Source organism: Sphingobacterium sp. UBA7631, from assembly GCF_002483935.1.
Classification (GTDB): Bacteria; Bacteroidota; Bacteroidia; order Sphingobacteriales; family Sphingobacteriaceae; genus Sphingobacterium; species Sphingobacterium multivorum.
This window is the reverse complement of sequence record NZ_DLIX01000005.1, coordinates 107,014-122,667: the sequence shown is the minus strand read 5'-3', so window position 1 is coordinate 122,667 and position 15,654 is coordinate 107,014. Positions and strand designations below refer to the sequence as shown.

General features: G+C 41.1%; 12 protein-coding genes. 9 read left to right on the top strand and 3 right to left on the bottom strand.

The genetic code is table 11. From position 1 onward, the window contains the following. Nucleotides 1-499 precede the first annotated feature (499 nt). The 6 genes from B3P16_RS08955 to B3P16_RS08930 all read left to right on the top strand — a co-directional run bounded on the left by B3P16_RS08955 (nt 500) and on the right by B3P16_RS08930 (nt 8,401). Nucleotides 500-1,813, top strand: coding sequence for a PDZ domain-containing protein (locus B3P16_RS08955; protein WP_286803033.1), 1,314 nt, complete (start codon nt 500-502; stop codon nt 1,811-1,813). Nucleotides 1,814-2,341: 528 nt separating this feature from the next. Beyond that, a complete protein-coding gene (locus B3P16_RS08950) occupies nt 2,342-3,733 on the top strand; it encodes an RtcB family protein (RefSeq protein WP_286842491.1) in 1,392 nt (463 codons plus the stop codon). A 5-nt stretch (nt 3,734-3,738) separates the two neighbouring features. Beyond that, on the top strand, nt 3,739-4,362 hold the full coding sequence (gene prfH, locus B3P16_RS08945) for a peptide chain release factor H (RefSeq protein ID WP_286842488.1): 624 nt from the start codon (nt 3,739-3,741) through the stop codon (nt 4,360-4,362). Nucleotides 4,363-4,790: 428 nt separating this feature from the next. Beyond that, complete coding sequence (gene prpB / locus B3P16_RS08940; RefSeq protein WP_115049283.1) at nt 4,791-5,666, top strand: methylisocitrate lyase; 876 nt, start codon at nt 4,791-4,793, stop codon at nt 5,664-5,666. 10 nt (nt 5,667-5,676) lie between these two features. Beyond that, complete coding sequence (prpC, locus tag B3P16_RS08935; protein WP_286842486.1) at nt 5,677-6,828, top strand: bifunctional 2-methylcitrate synthase/citrate synthase; 1,152 nt, start codon at nt 5,677-5,679, stop codon at nt 6,826-6,828. Nucleotides 6,829-6,949: 121 nt separating this feature from the next. After that, nucleotides 6,950-8,401 carry a bifunctional 2-methylcitrate dehydratase/aconitate hydratase gene (locus B3P16_RS08930; protein WP_286842484.1) on the top strand — a complete coding sequence of 484 codons (1,452 nt, stop codon included), beginning with the start codon at nt 6,950-6,952 and terminating at the stop codon, nt 8,399-8,401. A gap of 201 nt (nt 8,402-8,602) precedes the next feature. Here B3P16_RS08930 and B3P16_RS08925 read toward each other — a convergent pair whose 3' ends face one another. Further along, complete coding sequence (locus tag B3P16_RS08925) at nt 8,603-10,714, bottom strand: 3-hydroxyacyl-CoA dehydrogenase NAD-binding domain-containing protein (protein ID WP_286842482.1); 2,112 nt, start codon at nt 10,712-10,714, stop codon at nt 8,603-8,605. Between the two features lie 28 nt (nt 10,715-10,742). Further along, entirely contained in the window at nt 10,743-11,918 is a 1,176-nt protein-coding gene (locus B3P16_RS08920; RefSeq protein ID WP_286842480.1) for an acyl-CoA dehydrogenase family protein, read from the bottom strand. Between the two features lie 318 nt (nt 11,919-12,236). Here B3P16_RS08920 and B3P16_RS08915 point away from each other — a divergent pair, with 318 nt between their 5' ends. Further along, nucleotides 12,237-13,415: a thiolase family protein gene (locus tag B3P16_RS08915; protein WP_286842478.1), complete on the top strand. Its 1,179-nt coding sequence runs from the start codon at nt 12,237-12,239 to the stop codon at nt 13,413-13,415. Nucleotides 13,416-13,538: 123 nt separating this feature from the next. On the opposite strand, the gene B3P16_RS08910 is transcribed toward B3P16_RS08915, so the two are convergent. Then, nucleotides 13,539-13,757, bottom strand: coding sequence for a hypothetical protein (locus B3P16_RS08910; protein ID WP_046672939.1), 219 nt, complete (start codon nt 13,755-13,757; stop codon nt 13,539-13,541). A gap of 294 nt (nt 13,758-14,051) precedes the next feature. On the opposite strand from B3P16_RS08910, the gene B3P16_RS08905 reads away from it, so the two are divergent. Both B3P16_RS08905 and B3P16_RS08900 read left to right on the top strand, forming a co-directional pair. After that, entirely contained in the window at nt 14,052-14,792 is a 741-nt protein-coding gene (locus B3P16_RS08905) for a histidine kinase (RefSeq protein ID WP_083295901.1), read from the top strand. Then, nucleotides 14,782-15,504, top strand: a complete 723-nt coding sequence (locus tag B3P16_RS08900) for a LytR/AlgR family response regulator transcription factor (protein WP_201303549.1) — start codon at nt 14,782-14,784, stop codon at nt 15,502-15,504. The genes B3P16_RS08905 and B3P16_RS08900 overlap by 11 nt, the downstream gene beginning before the upstream one ends. Nucleotides 15,505-15,654 lie beyond the last annotated feature (150 nt).

Genomic DNA, 15,654 nt, shown 5'->3' with positions numbered 1-15,654 from the left:
ACCAGTTTTTAAGCAGTTTTTAGACAGTGATTAGTCATTACTTATTCAGTTGTCACTGAGCAAGCACTGAACGAGCACTGAACAAGCACTGAACAAGCAGTGTCTAAATAGCTAATCTGATCGCTCTTTGATCCGAATTTGCTACAATAGCTATAGCTTGTTCTTTGGTGTTTCTTCGCTTATTATAGGGACTTTCATTAGACCTTCCTGGGTATTCGTTCGCTATTTCTCTGGTGTTTCCTTGGTGTTTCCTTGGTATTTCTTTGGTCTTTCTTTGGTGTTTCTCTGGTCTTTCTTTGGTGTTTTAACGATAAAATGCCAATAAAAGAGCAATAAAAGAGCAAAGAAACGGTAACGTAGGTGTAATCCTCAACCAGACTTGTAGATAAGAAAGATAAATTGCCTACCGTTGAATTGGCAGTAAGACGGGCTTTTTTTTATAAACTTTCTTTAATCTGAATTTTCTTGTTTAAATTGGAAATACCAAATATAAACTTGGATGAAAACAGTTTTTTTATCGCTGGCACTGTTGTGTTTTTTCATGACGCAGGGACAAGTGGGGTTTGTCTTGAACGGGAAAAAGAATGTCAAAATTCCTTTTCTTTTTGTTCATAACCTAGTCATTATACCTGTGCAAGTAAACGGGTATATGATGAACTTCCTGTTGGATACAGGTGTTAAAGAAACCATGATATTTGGGGAAACATTAAAGTCAATTGATAGCGCTGTTTTTGTTAATAAGTTTCAGGGCTTGGGTCGGGAAGAGGGTTTGGATGGCTATTTATCCATCAGCAATCACGTGAATATTGCAGGCGTATATGAAGATTCGGATCAACCGATCTATATTCTTCAAAACGCTCATATTGATATTTCTACCCGGATCGGCGTGGAAGTGAATGGAATTATGGGTAGTCGTTTTTTTGAAAACCAAATGATCGAAATGGATTTTCAAAAACATCGCATCACCTTATATCCTAGAGCGAACAAGCCTAAGGGGCTTGAGAAGATGCAGCGTTTGCCCTTGGATATTTTAAACAGTCGCCCCTATACTTCGGTTGCTTTTAAACAGGGCGATGTGGCTATTGATGGTCGTGTATTGATCGACATGGGAAATAGCGATGCCTTAATGCTTATTCCTTCCAAGCTAAATAATTTTGATATTAAGCCTCCATTTATTGATGACTACATAGGGCAAGGATTTAACGGTGAGATTTATGGAAAAAGAAATCGAATCCGATCGCTCGAACTTGGGCCGTTTACAATGGATTATCCCCTCGTAGCCTATCCCGAATTGAGTTCGTTACAGCATGCAACATTTGTGAGCGAAAGGGTAGGTTCCATTGGAAATGAGTTGTTACGCCGATTTAAGGTCGTATTCGATTACCCCAACAAATCCATATACCTTCATAAGAATAAAGATTTTGATCGCTTTTATTATTTGAATATGAGTGGCTTAGAAATTATCCACGATGGCATTAAATACGAAAAAGAAGAAATACCCGTGGTTCTGCAAAAAGATGGCGGTACAGAGGTAAGAATGGGCAACAGTGTGCAGTATCGCTTTGTACTACGGAATATGTACAAAATTGCGACGGTTCGTGATGGTTCGCCTGCGGCAATCGCAGGACTAATGCCGGGAGATAAGGTTATAAGGATCAATGGTAGACCTGCATCTTCATTTTCCCTGGAGTCGATCCACAATCTTTTTAAATCAGAAGAGGGAAAGGAAATGCGTTTCCGCGTAACCAGAGGCGGGAATACACGCGACTTTAAATTTGTGCTAAAGGATCCACTTCCATTTAACCCGAATTAAATTTTTGCAAATATGAAAAGTTTAAATAAAACTTATTTATCTTTGCTGTCAAGAATAGTATTATAACAATTAAAAACGAAGAGATATGTTGGTCACCAAGATTATAACACCGCAAGCTTTTAAGGCAAATGGATTTGCTGAAAGCAATCTTCGTGCTTTTTGTCATAATTAAGACATTCTTCAAAATTGGAGCACATCGTGTTTGTTCAATCCGCTGGAATGAATAATCGGATCGCTTCACTTCTTTTGGAAAACCAATTAATACAGATGAAAAAGCCGAAGTTCATTCGGGCTTTTTATTTTTCCTGATTTTCGTTTCTATTCATACAACTTAGACACTTTAGGGGCATATGGCTTTCTGAAAAGCTGTTTATAATCCGCTCTTTCGCACGAATTAACTGTGCATAATGAAGAGCATTTGTTTAATAGATTCGTTATCTCTAAAAGAATATTCCCGAAATTTTTTCAAAAATGCTGCCGATTTCTACGATGGAATTGGTGGCTAATTATGTATGTTTTTTACAAAAAATGGGAAGTAAATTATCTGGAAAAGATCTAATAAAAATAGGTTTTCCACAAAATAATATAGTTAACACAGCTTTGGGACTGATCACAAGGTATCGAAAGAAAGAAAATAAAGAAACCATTCTTCTTGAACTTGCTGAGCTTTTAGAAGCTCCGGAGCGATTTATGGAGCATAAAATATGGGGAAAGCTTTCTGAAGGACTGGTGCAGCCCATAGAAATACGTGTCCGGGAGCTGAGCGCGCATGGAGCTCCATTTAACATATTTGGTGCAAATGAAATTGATGAGCAGGCGAAAAGACAATTGTACGATGCATTGCAATTGCCTATTTCAAGGCAAGGTGCATTGATGCCAGATGCGCATACAGGTTATGGGCTTCCCATCGGTGGGGTCCTGGCTACAGAAAATGCCGTTATACCCTATGGTGTCGGGGTGGATATCGGTTGCCGGATGAGCCTGTCGATATTCGACTTACCTGGCAGTTATTTTAAAGGACGAGAATTTCAACTGAGAAATATATTGAAGGAAAATACCAAATTTGGTTTAACCGACACGCATCGTGAGAAGTCTGATCACATCATTTTCAGTAGGGCGGAATTTCAGGAAATCCCGCTGTTAAAATCCCTGTTGGGGAAAGCTTATAGGCAATTCGGGACTTCTGGCAGCGGAAATCATTTTGTCGAAATGGGCATTGTTGAGCTTCATACCGTGCGGAACGAATGGGGGATGGATCCAGGGCAGTATTTGGGGATTTTATCCCATAGTGGTTCTCGCGGCCTGGGAGCACATATCGCTAAACACTATACGAGTCTGGCTGCCCAACTGTGTCCATTACCTCGTCATGTGCAGCATTTGGCCTGGTTGGATTTATCAACCCAAGAAGGACAAGAATATTGGATGGCAATGAATTTGGCAGGGGACTATGCCCAGGCCTGTCATACGGATATCCACCGACGTTTGGCTAAAGCACTTGGATGTAACCCCGTGGTAACGATCGAAAATCATCATAATTTCGCATGGAAGGAATTCGTGAATGGTGAGGAATATATCGTTCATCGGAAGGGAGCAACTCCTGCTGGAAAGGGTGTATTGGGGGTGATTCCCGGCTCGATGACAGCACCGGGGTTCATTGTGGAAGGGAGGGGAAACCCCTTAAGTTTACAGTCGGCATCCCATGGAGCGGGGCGGGTTATGTCGAGATCTGCGTGCAAAAATAATTTAACAAAAAGCGCCATGTTGAAAGATCTGGAAGCATGTGGTGTGGAGTTGATCGGGGGCGCGTTGGATGAGTCGCCACGTGCTTATAAAGATATTCATCGGGTGATGAAATTGCAGGAGGAACTGGTGAATGTTCTCGGAACGTTTAGTCCGAAGATTGTACGCATGGACAAATAAAGGTGATGGAAGAAAGGTATTTACAGGTTTCTTCGGGACGAGGTCCTAAGGAATGTAATATGGCTGTCCGGCTAGTATTCGATAGACTCGCTGTTGAAAGCCGTAAAGTTGGTGTAGAAGTCACGGAAATAGAAAGAGAAGACGTTGATGGACTTCCTTGTTCGTTAATCGTCAGATTGAGCGGAAGAGATATGGAACAATTGATTGATCATTGGGTTGGTACAATCTGTTGGGTGTGTAAAAGCCCCTTTCGTCCTTTACACAAACGGAAGAATTGGTTTGTCGACGTTAAAATGTACCATCCTGGGGAAAAGGAAAGGCTGTTGGATTTGAAGGATGTATATTTCCAAACAATGCGGAGTAGCGGCGCAGGTGGGCAGCATGTCAATAAAGTAAGTTCTGGCGTCAGAGCTACGCATGCACCGACAGGGGTGAGTGTTCAGGTGATGGATACGAGATCCCAATTGCAGAATAAGGAGATTGCAATGCTGCGCTTGGCTGCACGTCTTCGGGATTTAGGGCAGGCCAAGTTAAACGCGACCAAAGTACAAAAATGGAAAGATCAAATCGAGGTGTCACGGGGACAGGCAAAACGCGTCTTTCATGGACAAAAATTTATTGAAAAGTAAGTTATTTTTACTGTTTTACTGAAGCGAAAACCCTTGCTAGTATTTTGGCAAGGGTTTCTTGTACGGTTAACTCGTTTAATAAGGGATTGTAGTATTAGAAAAAAATCAATTTCAAAAAGTTGAGGCTTTTTAATTGCTACTGTATCCTCCCTTAGAAAAAATAGTGCACGGTTGATAAGGCCATTTAGCAGACTGCGGGAAAGCTTTAGCCGCTGAAATAATTTATTTATAATTAATTGGGACTATTACCGTATTTTCTTCTGTCATTGACCTTTAATGTAGAAAATAATTTGTTTTATTGCGGTGATAATTAGTATCTTTAAGAGGAAGGGCCTCAAAAGAATTCCTTCAGACTAAGTAAACTTAAGTAGTCGCTGTAACCTGCATCTAAAGGAGGTTATAGGGCATGGAATTTCAAATTCGATATTATGATAAAATCCCCGGGCTTCCTTTTTAAGGAAGCGATCAAGAATGAAAAACCATTACAAATTGTTGGAGCGATCAATGCGAATCATGCTCTTTTGGCTGAACAGGCCGGTTTTAAAGCTATTTATCTTTCTGGAGGTGGTGTTGCAGCAGGTTCTCTTGGGATTCCGGATCTTGGGATTACAACACTTCAGGATGTTTTGATTGATGTGGATCGCATTACAAACGTGTGTAAACTTCCTTTGCTGGTGGATATTGACACTGGCTTCGGTCCTTCGGCATTCAATGTGGCACGTACAATAAAGTCTTTAATTAAAGTGGGCGCGGCGGCAGTACACATGGAGGATCAGGTGGGAGCTAAGCGTTGTGGGCACCGGCCTGGGAAAGAGCTCGTCTCTCGATCTGAAATGGTTGACCGTCTGAAAGCGGCGGTGGATGCACGCACGGATGAGCATTTTGCCATTGGTGCACGTACAGATGCACTGGCTTCCGAAGGCCTTGAGCTTGCTTTGGAAAGGGCAGTGGCTTATAAAGAAGCCGGAGCGGATTTTATTTTTGCCGAGGCGGTGCATCATTTGGAGCAATACGTTCAATTTAGTGCGGCAACAGGTCTTCCGATTTTGGCGAATATCACCGAATTTGGACAAACACCGTTGTTTGGCCTGGATGAACTTCGTCACGCGGATGTTTCTATTGTCCTTTATCCGCTATCTGCCTTCCGTGCAGCTAATAAAGCCGCTACAACTGTTTATCGTCATATTCGGGAAGATGGGGGGCAGCTGAATGTGATCGACGATATGCAGACGAGAGAGGAGTTATACAGAAGTATCGATTATTATGCTTATGAAAATCGATTGGATCAATTGTTTAACAAATAATTATATTCAGATGGAAGAGACAAACGGCGCAGGTTTTAAGCCTAAAAAAAGTGTAGCACTTTCTGGTGTAACAGCTGGTAATACGGCTTTGAGTACTGTCGGAAAAAGTGGTAATGATCTGCATTATAGGGGTTATGATATTTTAGATCTGGCGCATCAGGCAAGTTTTGAAGAGGTTGCTTACTTACTTATTTATGGAAGTCTACCAACACAGGCGCAGCTCGTTACGTATCAAAGTCAGTTGATCAGTCAACGTGGCCTACCTATTACTGTTCAACAAGTCCTTAAGCAGTTGCCATCTACAGCCCATGCCATGGATGTTTTACGGACTTATGTTTCGTTTTTCGGTAGTGTATCGCCAGAAAAGGATAGTCATCCCATTGCTGGTGCACGGGATATTGCAACTCGTCTGATGGCATCGATGGCTTCAGCACTGTTGTACTGGTATCACTTTAGTCAGCATGGACGTGAGGTGCAGGTTGAGACTTCGGACTCCACTTTAGGCGGACATTTTCTACATCTCCTGCACGGAAAGGTTCCATCGCCGTCTTGGGTGAGTGCGATGCAAATTTCACTTAATTTATATGCGGAGCATGAATTCAACGCATCCACATTCACCGCTCGGGTAATTGCAGGAACAGGATCAGATATGTATTCCTGTATAGCAGGGGCAATAGGTGCGCTACGTGGACCTAAGCATGGCGGAGCCAATGAGGTCGCTTTCGAAATTCAGAGTCGTTATGCAAATGCTGATGAGGCGGAAGAGGATATCCGAAGACGATTGGCAAATAAAGAAGTCATTATTGGATTTGGCCATCCGGTGTATACGATCTCGGATCCAAGAAATCAAGTGATAAAACAAGTTGCGAGAGAGCTGTCGGAAGAAGCAGGAGACATGACACTCTACCTGATCGCAGAGCGGTTGGAAAAAGTTATGTGGGAAGAAAAGAAAATGTTTCCTAACCTGGATTGGTACTCCGCCGTGTCCTATCATATTATGGGGATTCCAACGGAGATGTTTACGCCCTTATTTGTTCTCTCACGTATAACAGGCTGGTCAGCGCATGTTTTTGAGCAACGTCAGGATGGAAAAATTATCCGGCCGAGTGCAAACTACATTGGTCCCGATGATAGACCTTTTGTACCTCTTTCCGAACGGTAAATTTGGATTAATGAAAGGTGTTTAAAGTGCTTTTTGAACAGGGGGGAGAGGAAGAATTTAGCGCATAAAAAAAACGAATTATATTAATAAATAGAACGATAGTCTTATACGAAATACACGAATGAGTTCAGCAATATCAAATGAAAGACCACAACCGGATCAGGTTTTAGTGGACATTGTGGATTATGTCCTAAATTATAAAATTGAGGAAAAAGTTGCTTGGAATACAGCATTTTACTGTTTTCTCGATACCATCGGCTGCGGCTTGGAAGCATTGACTTATCCTGCCTGTACTAAATTGTTGGGGCCAGTTGTGGCAGGGACCGTTGTACCGAATGGTGCAAGGGTGCCGGGTACAAATTTTCAATTGGATCCCATTCAGGCTGCCTTCAATATCGGCACGATTATTCGATGGCTGGATTTTAATGATACCTGGCTAGCTGCAGAATGGGGCCATCCATCCGATAATTTAGGGGGAATTTTAGCTGTCGCAGATTGGTTGAGCCGAACCAATATTGCGAATGGTCAAAAACCATTGAAAACTAAAGTGGTGCTCGAGGCAATGATTATGGCTCATGAGATACAAGGTGTTTTGGCGCTTGAAAACTCGTTTAATAAAGTGGGTTTGGACCATGTTATTTTGGTTAAGGTAGCTTCAACAGCGGTGGTAGGTAGGCTCCTTGGTCTCACAAGAGAGGAATTGCTCAACGCGGTTTCTTTGGCTTTTGTCGATGGACAAGCTTTACGCACTTATCGGCATGCACCAAATACAGGTAGCCGAAAATCATGGGCAGCCGGAGATGCAACTTCACGTGCTGTTCGACTGGCCATGATCGCAAAAACAGGAGAAATGGGCTATCCATCTGTTTTGACAGCTCCAATCTGGGGATTCTACGATGTATCCTTTAAAGGAAGTGCATTTAAATTTCAACGTGCTTACGGATCATATGTGATGGAGAATATTCTTTTTAAGATTTCTTTTCCCGCTGAGTTCCATGCACAGACTGCAACCGAAGCAGCAATGTTACTTCATCAGCAATTGAAGGAATTCGGAAAAAGTACTTCGGATATTGCCCGTGTTACCATTCGTACACATGAAGCGGCTATCCGGATTATCGATAAAAAGGGGCCTTTGCACAACCCTGCAGACCGTGATCACTGTATTCAATATATGGTTGCTGTGCCGCTGATCTTTGGACGTCTGACAGCTGAAGATTATGAAAATCATATCGCTTCTGATCCAAGAATTGATGTACTGCGCGATAAAATTTATTGTATCGAAGATACTCAATTCACCCTTGATTATCACGATCCACAGAAGCGGGCGATATCAAATGCTTTGACCATTGAATTGACTGATGGGACCTTATTGCCTGAGGTAGTTGTCGAATACCCAATAGGTCATCCAAGAAGGAGGGCAGAAGGAATACCTAAGTTAATTGAAAAATACAAAACAAATCTTGCTCGGGTATTTTCTGAAAAACAGCAAAAGGAAATACTTGCAGCTACCTTGGACTACGATACTTTCCTCGAACAGGATGTTTCGCGTATCATGGATTTGTTTGTGCGCTAATGATATAGCTAGGGTGACTCAGCCTATTTGTCGCCCTAGCTTTTGTTTAGTACTTTATAACATCATTACGCAATTATATAGAATTTTTAGTTTTAAAGATGTAATCCTTTGTTTGGTAGTTTTTTAACCCTTTAATGGTTATCTATTAGGGTAGCATTTAATAGGTGCTAGACAACTTCTTCAGTTGAGCACAGGTCGGTTTTAAGACCAGTTTGAGTCGAAACCATTATAAAATCTGAAATCTTTATCTGCCAGCTCTCTTAAAGATGCTGGAATATCCCATTGTTCACCGTAGGGCTGAAATAGTTGACATTCCGAAACGAATAGAGGAAGTGTTGTGAGATCGATGTGACCGAATACCCCCCCTGTATGGCTTGCATAACCAACCCCTAAGATGGAACCAATATCGCCATCGATGGGTTGATGAAGTACACCTTCTGCGAGGCATCGGTAACTATCCAATGCCATAACATGCAATAAACGCTTACGGATAATTGTAGCAGTTATATTTTCCTTTACAGATGCAATTATAGGGTTTTTCCAAATTTTCTTCTTTTTGGTTTCAGTGTCATAATCGTAGAATCCGGCGCCTGATTTTTTTCCTTTTCTTCCTTGATCCACCATACCTTTGAGGTAATTGTATGTGCGCTTTTGGCTGGCATGTAGTTGTGGAAGTTGATCATATACATGGAGCATTAGCTCCAAGGAGATTTCGTCTAATACCGCTAAGGGACCTACGGCAAAACCTGCAGCTATCGCTTCCTCTTCAATAAGAGTTGGAGAGATTCCTTCCAATACCATTGTAATACCCTCCAGTAAATAGTTGAAGAAAATACGCGAGGTGAAAAAACCTGGACCGTCTTGTAGGACTATCGGAATTTTATTGAGGCGTAAAGCTGTGGCGAGTGCTTTCTCCAACGTTTTTTGCGCGGTTTGTTTACCACAGATGATTTCGACAAGAGGCATGCGGTCAACAGGAGAAAAGAAATGCATGCCGATAAAACTCTTAGGCTCGGTGCTTGCTTTCGCAAGCTCCGTAATGGGCAATGATGTCGTATTTGTCGCGAAGAACCCATTTTCACTTAAATAGGGTAAGCTTTCTTGTGTGACATTAGCTTTTAGGTGGAAATCTTCAAATACAGCTTCAATAATACAGTCAGATCCATTCAGATCACCGACTTGTTCCGTTGGTTTTATGCGTGCAAGCAATTGTTCCCCTTGGGATGCGGTCATGGCCTCTAAAGCCAGTGATTTTTCACAAACCTGCTTAGCATAAGCTTTGCCGCGTTGGGCTTGGGAAAGTGTAACGTCTTTTAAAGCAACTTCTATTCCCGCCCGGGCCGCCTCATAAGCGATCCCCGAACCCATCATTCCAGCACCCAGAATGCCTATTTTTTTTAGGCTATAATCCTCAAAATGGTTTATACTTTTGGGTGATTTCGCCAATTGGACACCATAATGAAGTGTACGGACCATGCTGAGTGGCTCGGGACGTCTTAATACATGCAGGTACAAGTTTGCTTCCTGCTCGGCCGCCTCAAACGGTGTAGATAATTGTTTTTTTTGTAATAATTCAATAACTGCATTTGTGCCGGCGTATAAGCCGCGTGCTTTTTTTTGGATAGCGAGAATTGCTTCGGGCCCCAGTTCGTCCATTTGTTTTGTGTGCTGGTTGGCATCAATGCTGGGAGGATGAAGAATCCAGTTTTTTGCTAAAGGTAGGCAATCGTCCGGCTTCTGCGCCAATTCATTGATTAACCCAAGTTGATGTGCTTCTTCACTGCTCACAAGTTTGCTTTGTGTCAGCAGACTTAGGGCATTTTCAGTACCTATCAATGCTGGCAAATAGATCGTTGCACCAAAAGCCGTAAACAAACCATACCTACTTTCCGGAAAGCCAAACTGAAGTTTTTCGGAGGCGATACGATAAGTAGACCATAGCATAGTCGCTAGGGCAATCGCAGTACAATTGTTAGTGAAAAGAGAGACAATTGGCTTTTTAAACGTTTCCCAACGCAAAACTTTTGATGTAAGCTCGAATAAGTCCGAAGGGCTCGAGCGGCTCGAAGAAAACTGCCTAAATAATTGCGCATACTCAATTTTTTCGTCTTGAATCGGGCAAGTGTATACGACGCCTACCGTATCTTCCCGTTCGAGAATGAACGTAACCAAATCGACAAATTGTGTGAGATAGCCTATCATATCCAACTGCTCTGGAGCTGCTGCCGATAGAGGTTGGATTGTAATGATATGATGATTATCCTGTTCTACACGAAAGAGAGGGTGTGTCCTATAAGATTTATTTTCATCCATTGTATTGGTCCTGATTTTTAAAAGCTTTCTATTGTTTGGACTTTCCGGATTGATAAGTCACATGATCTATTGTCATTTTCGCGATAATTTCGAGCATGATTTCTGAGGTTCCTCCGATAATGGTGCCGACACGGACATCGCGATATAAACGTGCGATTTTATAATCTTCTGTAAAGCCATAACCGCCAAATAATTGGAGACATTGGTTTACGACATTGACGGCGAGCTCACTTGCTTGTAGCTTCGCTATGGAACATTCTTGGACTGCATATTCGTTTTGGTCTTGGAGATCACAACAATGGTAGACAAAGGCTTTCGTGGTAGCAATATTGGCTGCCATTTGTGCGATCCGGTGCCGTATGGTTTGAAATTCCTGGATCTTTTTTCCAAAGGCTTCGCGTTGTGCTATATAATCAAGCGTATACTGAAATGCGGATTCTGCGGTAGCGAGACTATGAACAGCTGCGGTAAGCCTTTCCAACTGAAGTCCATCCATTAAATAGCGAAATCCTTCTCCGGCAATGCCAACAAGGTGAGAAATAGGGACTCGCACATTATTAAAACCTAGTTCGGCAGTGTCCGAGGCGTGCCAACCTAATTTATTGATTTTGTTTGAAGAGACTCCGCTTGCATTTCTGTCAATAATTAACAAGCTTATTCCTTTTGTTCCTTGGTCAGGAGCCGTTTTGACTGCTGTAATGAAAAAATCACCGTAGTAACCGTTGGTAATAAATGTTTTAGATCCGTTGACAATATAAAAATCTCCGTCGCGGACAGCTGTTGTTTTGATCTGCTTTACGTCAGAACCAGCCCCGGGTTCAGTAATAGCAACAGCGCTGATCATATCACCAGCAATAACCGGTTTAAGATAGCGTGCTTTCAGATCTTCTGATCCATATTTCAGTAGGTATGGAGCCGACATAAACTGAATGACAAGCGCGGAAATGGTAAATCCGCCAGAAAAACAATACGATAATTCTTCGCAGAGTATCAAGGAATAATAAAAATCGAGTTCTAGTCCGCCATACACTTCTGGATAATTGAGACCCATAAATCCCATATCACCCATTTTCTTCCACACTTTCCGGTCGATCTCCCCCTGTTTTTCCCAATAATCGATGTAAGGTGTAATCTCTTTTCGAATAAATGCGCGAAGTGTATCGCGAAAAATCTGATGTTCAGCTGTAAACCGGATTGTCTGCATAATCGTTTATCTTGCTTCTGGTTATCTTATGTAAGGGGGCCTTTTGAATGCCCGTCCATTAGGATGTTATCTAAACGAATTTAACGAAAAGGCTTGGCTTTTTGCAAATTTTTATTCTTTATTTTTCGTTTAATAGTTTAAGTAGGGAAGTTTTTGGGTTGTTTTTTTTCTATTTATTCTGTTTTTATAAAAAAAATAAAACCGACTTGTTGTGGGGTATCTGTTATATTTTTTATCTTTAAGATGAGGAAGGGCTGTTGCGGATACGCTTAGGATAGGCCTCCTAATTTTAGCAAAACAATTATAAATTTTTATATCATGTCAAAAAGCGTATTTATCGTTGCAGCGAAACGTACACCAATTGGAAGCTTTGGTGGAGCGCTATCGTCGATTTCAGCCACGAAGCTCGCAGCCCGGGTTGTCCGAGCGGTTGTTGATGAAGTTGGAATTGCCAGTGATTTAGTCGACGAGATTATTATGGGGGCTGTTTTGCAAGCTGATTTAGGACAAGCACCGGCTCGACAGGTTGCTCGTTTCGCCGGTTTATCAGATCATACAACTGCAACAACCATCAATAAGGTATGTGCAAGTGGCATGAAAGCCATAGCGGTTGCTGCGCAGAGTATTCTATTGGGAGATGCGGATGTTGTGATTGCAGGGGGGATGGAAAGCATGAGCAGGGTACCTTACTATGCAGATGCTATGCGCTGGGGTGCGAAGTTTGGTGCTCAAAGCCTGAGTGATGGCTTGCAACGCGATGGCTTGAGTGATGCTTATTCAAATGATGCCATGGGAGTCTTCGCGGAACTATGCGCCGAAAAATATCATATTGGTCGTGAAGAACAAGATAATTATGCAATAAGTTCCTATAAAAGAAGTCTCGATGCTTGGCAAAAAAATAAGTTTTTGAGCGAAGTCCAACCTATAACGGTACAGAGTCGAAAAGGAGAGGTGCTTGTTTCGCGGGATGAAGAGTTTTCTCAGGTCAATTTTGACAAGATACCTGAGCTTAAACCCGCTTTCAAAAAAGAGGGGACTGTAACTGCAGCGAACGCATCGACGATAAGTGATGGAGCTGCTGCGGTACTGCTCATGTCTGGTGAAAAATTGGAAGAACTTGGACTTGTCCCCTTAGCCGAGATTATTGCTTATGCTGATGCTGAACAAGTGCCAGAATGGTTTACGACAACGCCTAGTATTGCCACAAATAAAGTATTAAAAAAAGCAGGCCTTACCATTGATGATATTGATTATTTCGAATTTAATGAAGCCTTTTCTGTTGTCGCTTTGGCAAATGCACAAATTTTAGGCTTACCCTTGAACAAAGTAAACGTTTATGGGGGGGCGGTATCTTTGGGGCATCCATTGGGATGTTCGGGAGCTAGAATTGTGGTAACACTTAGTAGTATCTTAAGACAGGAAGGGGGATCATTAGGACTGGCTGCGATATGTAATGGTGGCGGCGGTGCCTCTGCCATGGTTATTAAAAAGATTTGATGCTTCTTCCAGCATAAGAATGCATTAATCTTATGCTGGAAGAAGTTCAGTTTTATTGAATTCGGTTGTTATTAACCATCTAGCTTCCAAGAAACTTATTTTATTTGCTATCAAGTCGTTTGTCTACTCTTCATATAGACGACTTGCTTCGACGCCATGTAGCGCAAGCTCCGATTCGATTTCCGTCGGGTTTAATCGAATGCCTTCTATGGTTAACAGATTGTAAATAGAATCCAAGTCGATTTTCCATTCGTGGATGCCATTCAGTTTTTCAACAGCTTGTTTAATTTTGTCTACAAGACTGGGATGTTGTGCATTAGTTTCGAAAATGAGCTTTTCCATAGTGTTTCATATTAGGCCTGATTAAGAATCAGGCGGGTTTAACCAAAATAGCGTAGACAATCATTTGATCGGCTAATTACAATAGTCTCAATATAAGGATAATAATCTGAAATTAATGTTTCAAAGTGACTAAATTGTAATGAAACTGTTAATTTTTGTAATAAATACATGAGAATTTTACAGTGCTGTATTTTGTTTAGATTGCTCAGATTTCATTTGATCGTTAACGAGTTTGATTATCCAGGTTTTCTGCAACTGGTTTTTCGTTTAGAATGAAATTTTAACTAAGTTTGGATGAACATGACGACTGAAATCTCGAATATAATCATTCTATTATTGCTGACCATTGTTGCTGTAGTATTGGTTTTGTTTCTATTGTTAAGACAAAAATACCGGAAATTGGAGGTCGAAAATAGACGACAAAAAGATCTTTTTAATCGTATGGACAATCAAAAGATAGCACATTTCCATCGGGCTCAATTAAATCCACATTTGCTTAAAAATTCGTTGAACGGAATACTTTCCCATGCTTATCAAACCTATTATACGATGGACAAATTGGCCATGGTATTGGATTACGTGTTGTATGAAAGCGAAGATGAGCTCGTTTCACCAAAGGCCGAAATTGAATTTGCCCGCAATCTCATTGAGATTAATAAAGTTAAATTAAGCCCTTTATTTGATATCCGCGTAAAATTTGATATTGATGAACTAAATGACGCTATATTGAACACACCTTCTTTTGTTCCTCTGATGTCGGTTGATTTAATTGAAAATGCGTTTAAGCATGCGGACTTTCACGGTCCGGATTCTTTTATCGCAATCATGTTGACCTTTAAGAACGGTTTATTCGAATTAGTTGTAAACAATCGAATATCAAAACGTTCACCATTGCAAAAGTCTAAAAGTGGAATAGGTAGCAAAACCTTGGAAGAGCGTCTCATGTTGTATTATCCAGGTAGACATCATCTGCGCAGATTTGTAGAAAATGATGTTTATACTGCCCACCTTCAAATTAGATTGTATGCCGATTGAAAAAAATTTGAAATGTATTCTTTTGGATGATGAAATACCAAGCTTGAGATTTTTGAAAATGCTATGTGAACAGATTCCTGGCTTGGAGGTGGTGAAAACTTTTAATGATCCAACTGTATTATTGAGTGAATACCGCAAGTTGAGTTTTGATTTTTGTATTCTGGATATTGAAATGCCGGAATTTAACGGATTTGATCTAGCCATAGAGCTAAAAGACTTTCCAATTGTGTTTTCTACCGCATATAAACAATATGCGAGCGAGGCATTTGACATCAACGCAGTAGATTATATGCGTAAACCACTGTCCTTGGAACGTCTTCAACAAGCCATTATGAAGGTTGAGCAGCTAATCAGCAAGCGATCTGAAACTGTCTCGTTTGCGCAATTTAATACGAATAAAGGAAAAACAGTATTGTATTTCGAACAGATTAACTATGTTCAAATAGCTGAAGTAGACAGCCGGGATAAAACAGTTTATTTGGCGGATGGTTCATTTATTTTATTGAAAAATATAAGCTTTGATAAGCTGATGGAGATCTTGCCTGAACAGGATTTTATCCGTATCAATAAAAAAGAGATCATTGCAGCCAAGATCGTCAAATTTTTCTCGGCTGATGAAATTACAAGCACTTTGTTGGACGAACAAAATCTACCCCTTGTTTTTAATTTGGGCGAATCGTACAAGAAAATGTTTTTCGAGAAATTCAGTTGATTACAAAATTCTTTTGGTTCATTACATATTTTCTTAGACCTACCTGCTGAAAGGCATTAAAACTGCAACAGAATTATATTTTTGTTGAGAATGTATTTTATCCCCCCTTTATTTAAAGAATATTGGTCGGGACTTAGTATGCTATTGTCA

Coding starts and splice junctions, on each gene's coding strand:
- B3P16_RS08955 (WP_286803033.1), top strand. CDS start 500: ATGAAAACAGTTTTTTTATCGCTGGCACTGTTGTGTTTTTTCATGACG.
- B3P16_RS08950 (WP_286842491.1), top strand. CDS start 2,342: ATGGGAAGTAAATTATCTGGAAAAGATCTAATAAAAATAGGTTTTCCA.
- prfH (WP_286842488.1), top strand. CDS start 3,739: ATGGAAGAAAGGTATTTACAGGTTTCTTCGGGACGAGGTCCTAAGGAA.
- prpB (WP_115049283.1), top strand. CDS start 4,791: ATGATAAAATCCCCGGGCTTCCTTTTTAAGGAAGCGATCAAGAATGAA.
- prpC (WP_286842486.1), top strand. CDS start 5,677: ATGGAAGAGACAAACGGCGCAGGTTTTAAGCCTAAAAAAAGTGTAGCA.
- B3P16_RS08930 (WP_286842484.1), top strand. CDS start 6,950: ATGAGTTCAGCAATATCAAATGAAAGACCACAACCGGATCAGGTTTTA.
- B3P16_RS08925 (WP_286842482.1), bottom strand. CDS start 10,714: ATGGATGAAAATAAATCTTATAGGACACACCCTCTCTTTCGTGTAGAA.
- B3P16_RS08920 (WP_286842480.1), bottom strand. CDS start 11,918: ATGCAGACAATCCGGTTTACAGCTGAACATCAGATTTTTCGCGATACA.
- B3P16_RS08915 (WP_286842478.1), top strand. CDS start 12,237: ATGTCAAAAAGCGTATTTATCGTTGCAGCGAAACGTACACCAATTGGA.
- B3P16_RS08910 (WP_046672939.1), bottom strand. CDS start 13,757: ATGGAAAAGCTCATTTTCGAAACTAATGCACAACATCCCAGTCTTGTA.
- B3P16_RS08905 (WP_083295901.1), top strand. CDS start 14,052: ATGAACATGACGACTGAAATCTCGAATATAATCATTCTATTATTGCTG.
- B3P16_RS08900 (WP_201303549.1), top strand. CDS start 14,782: ATGCCGATTGAAAAAAATTTGAAATGTATTCTTTTGGATGATGAAATA.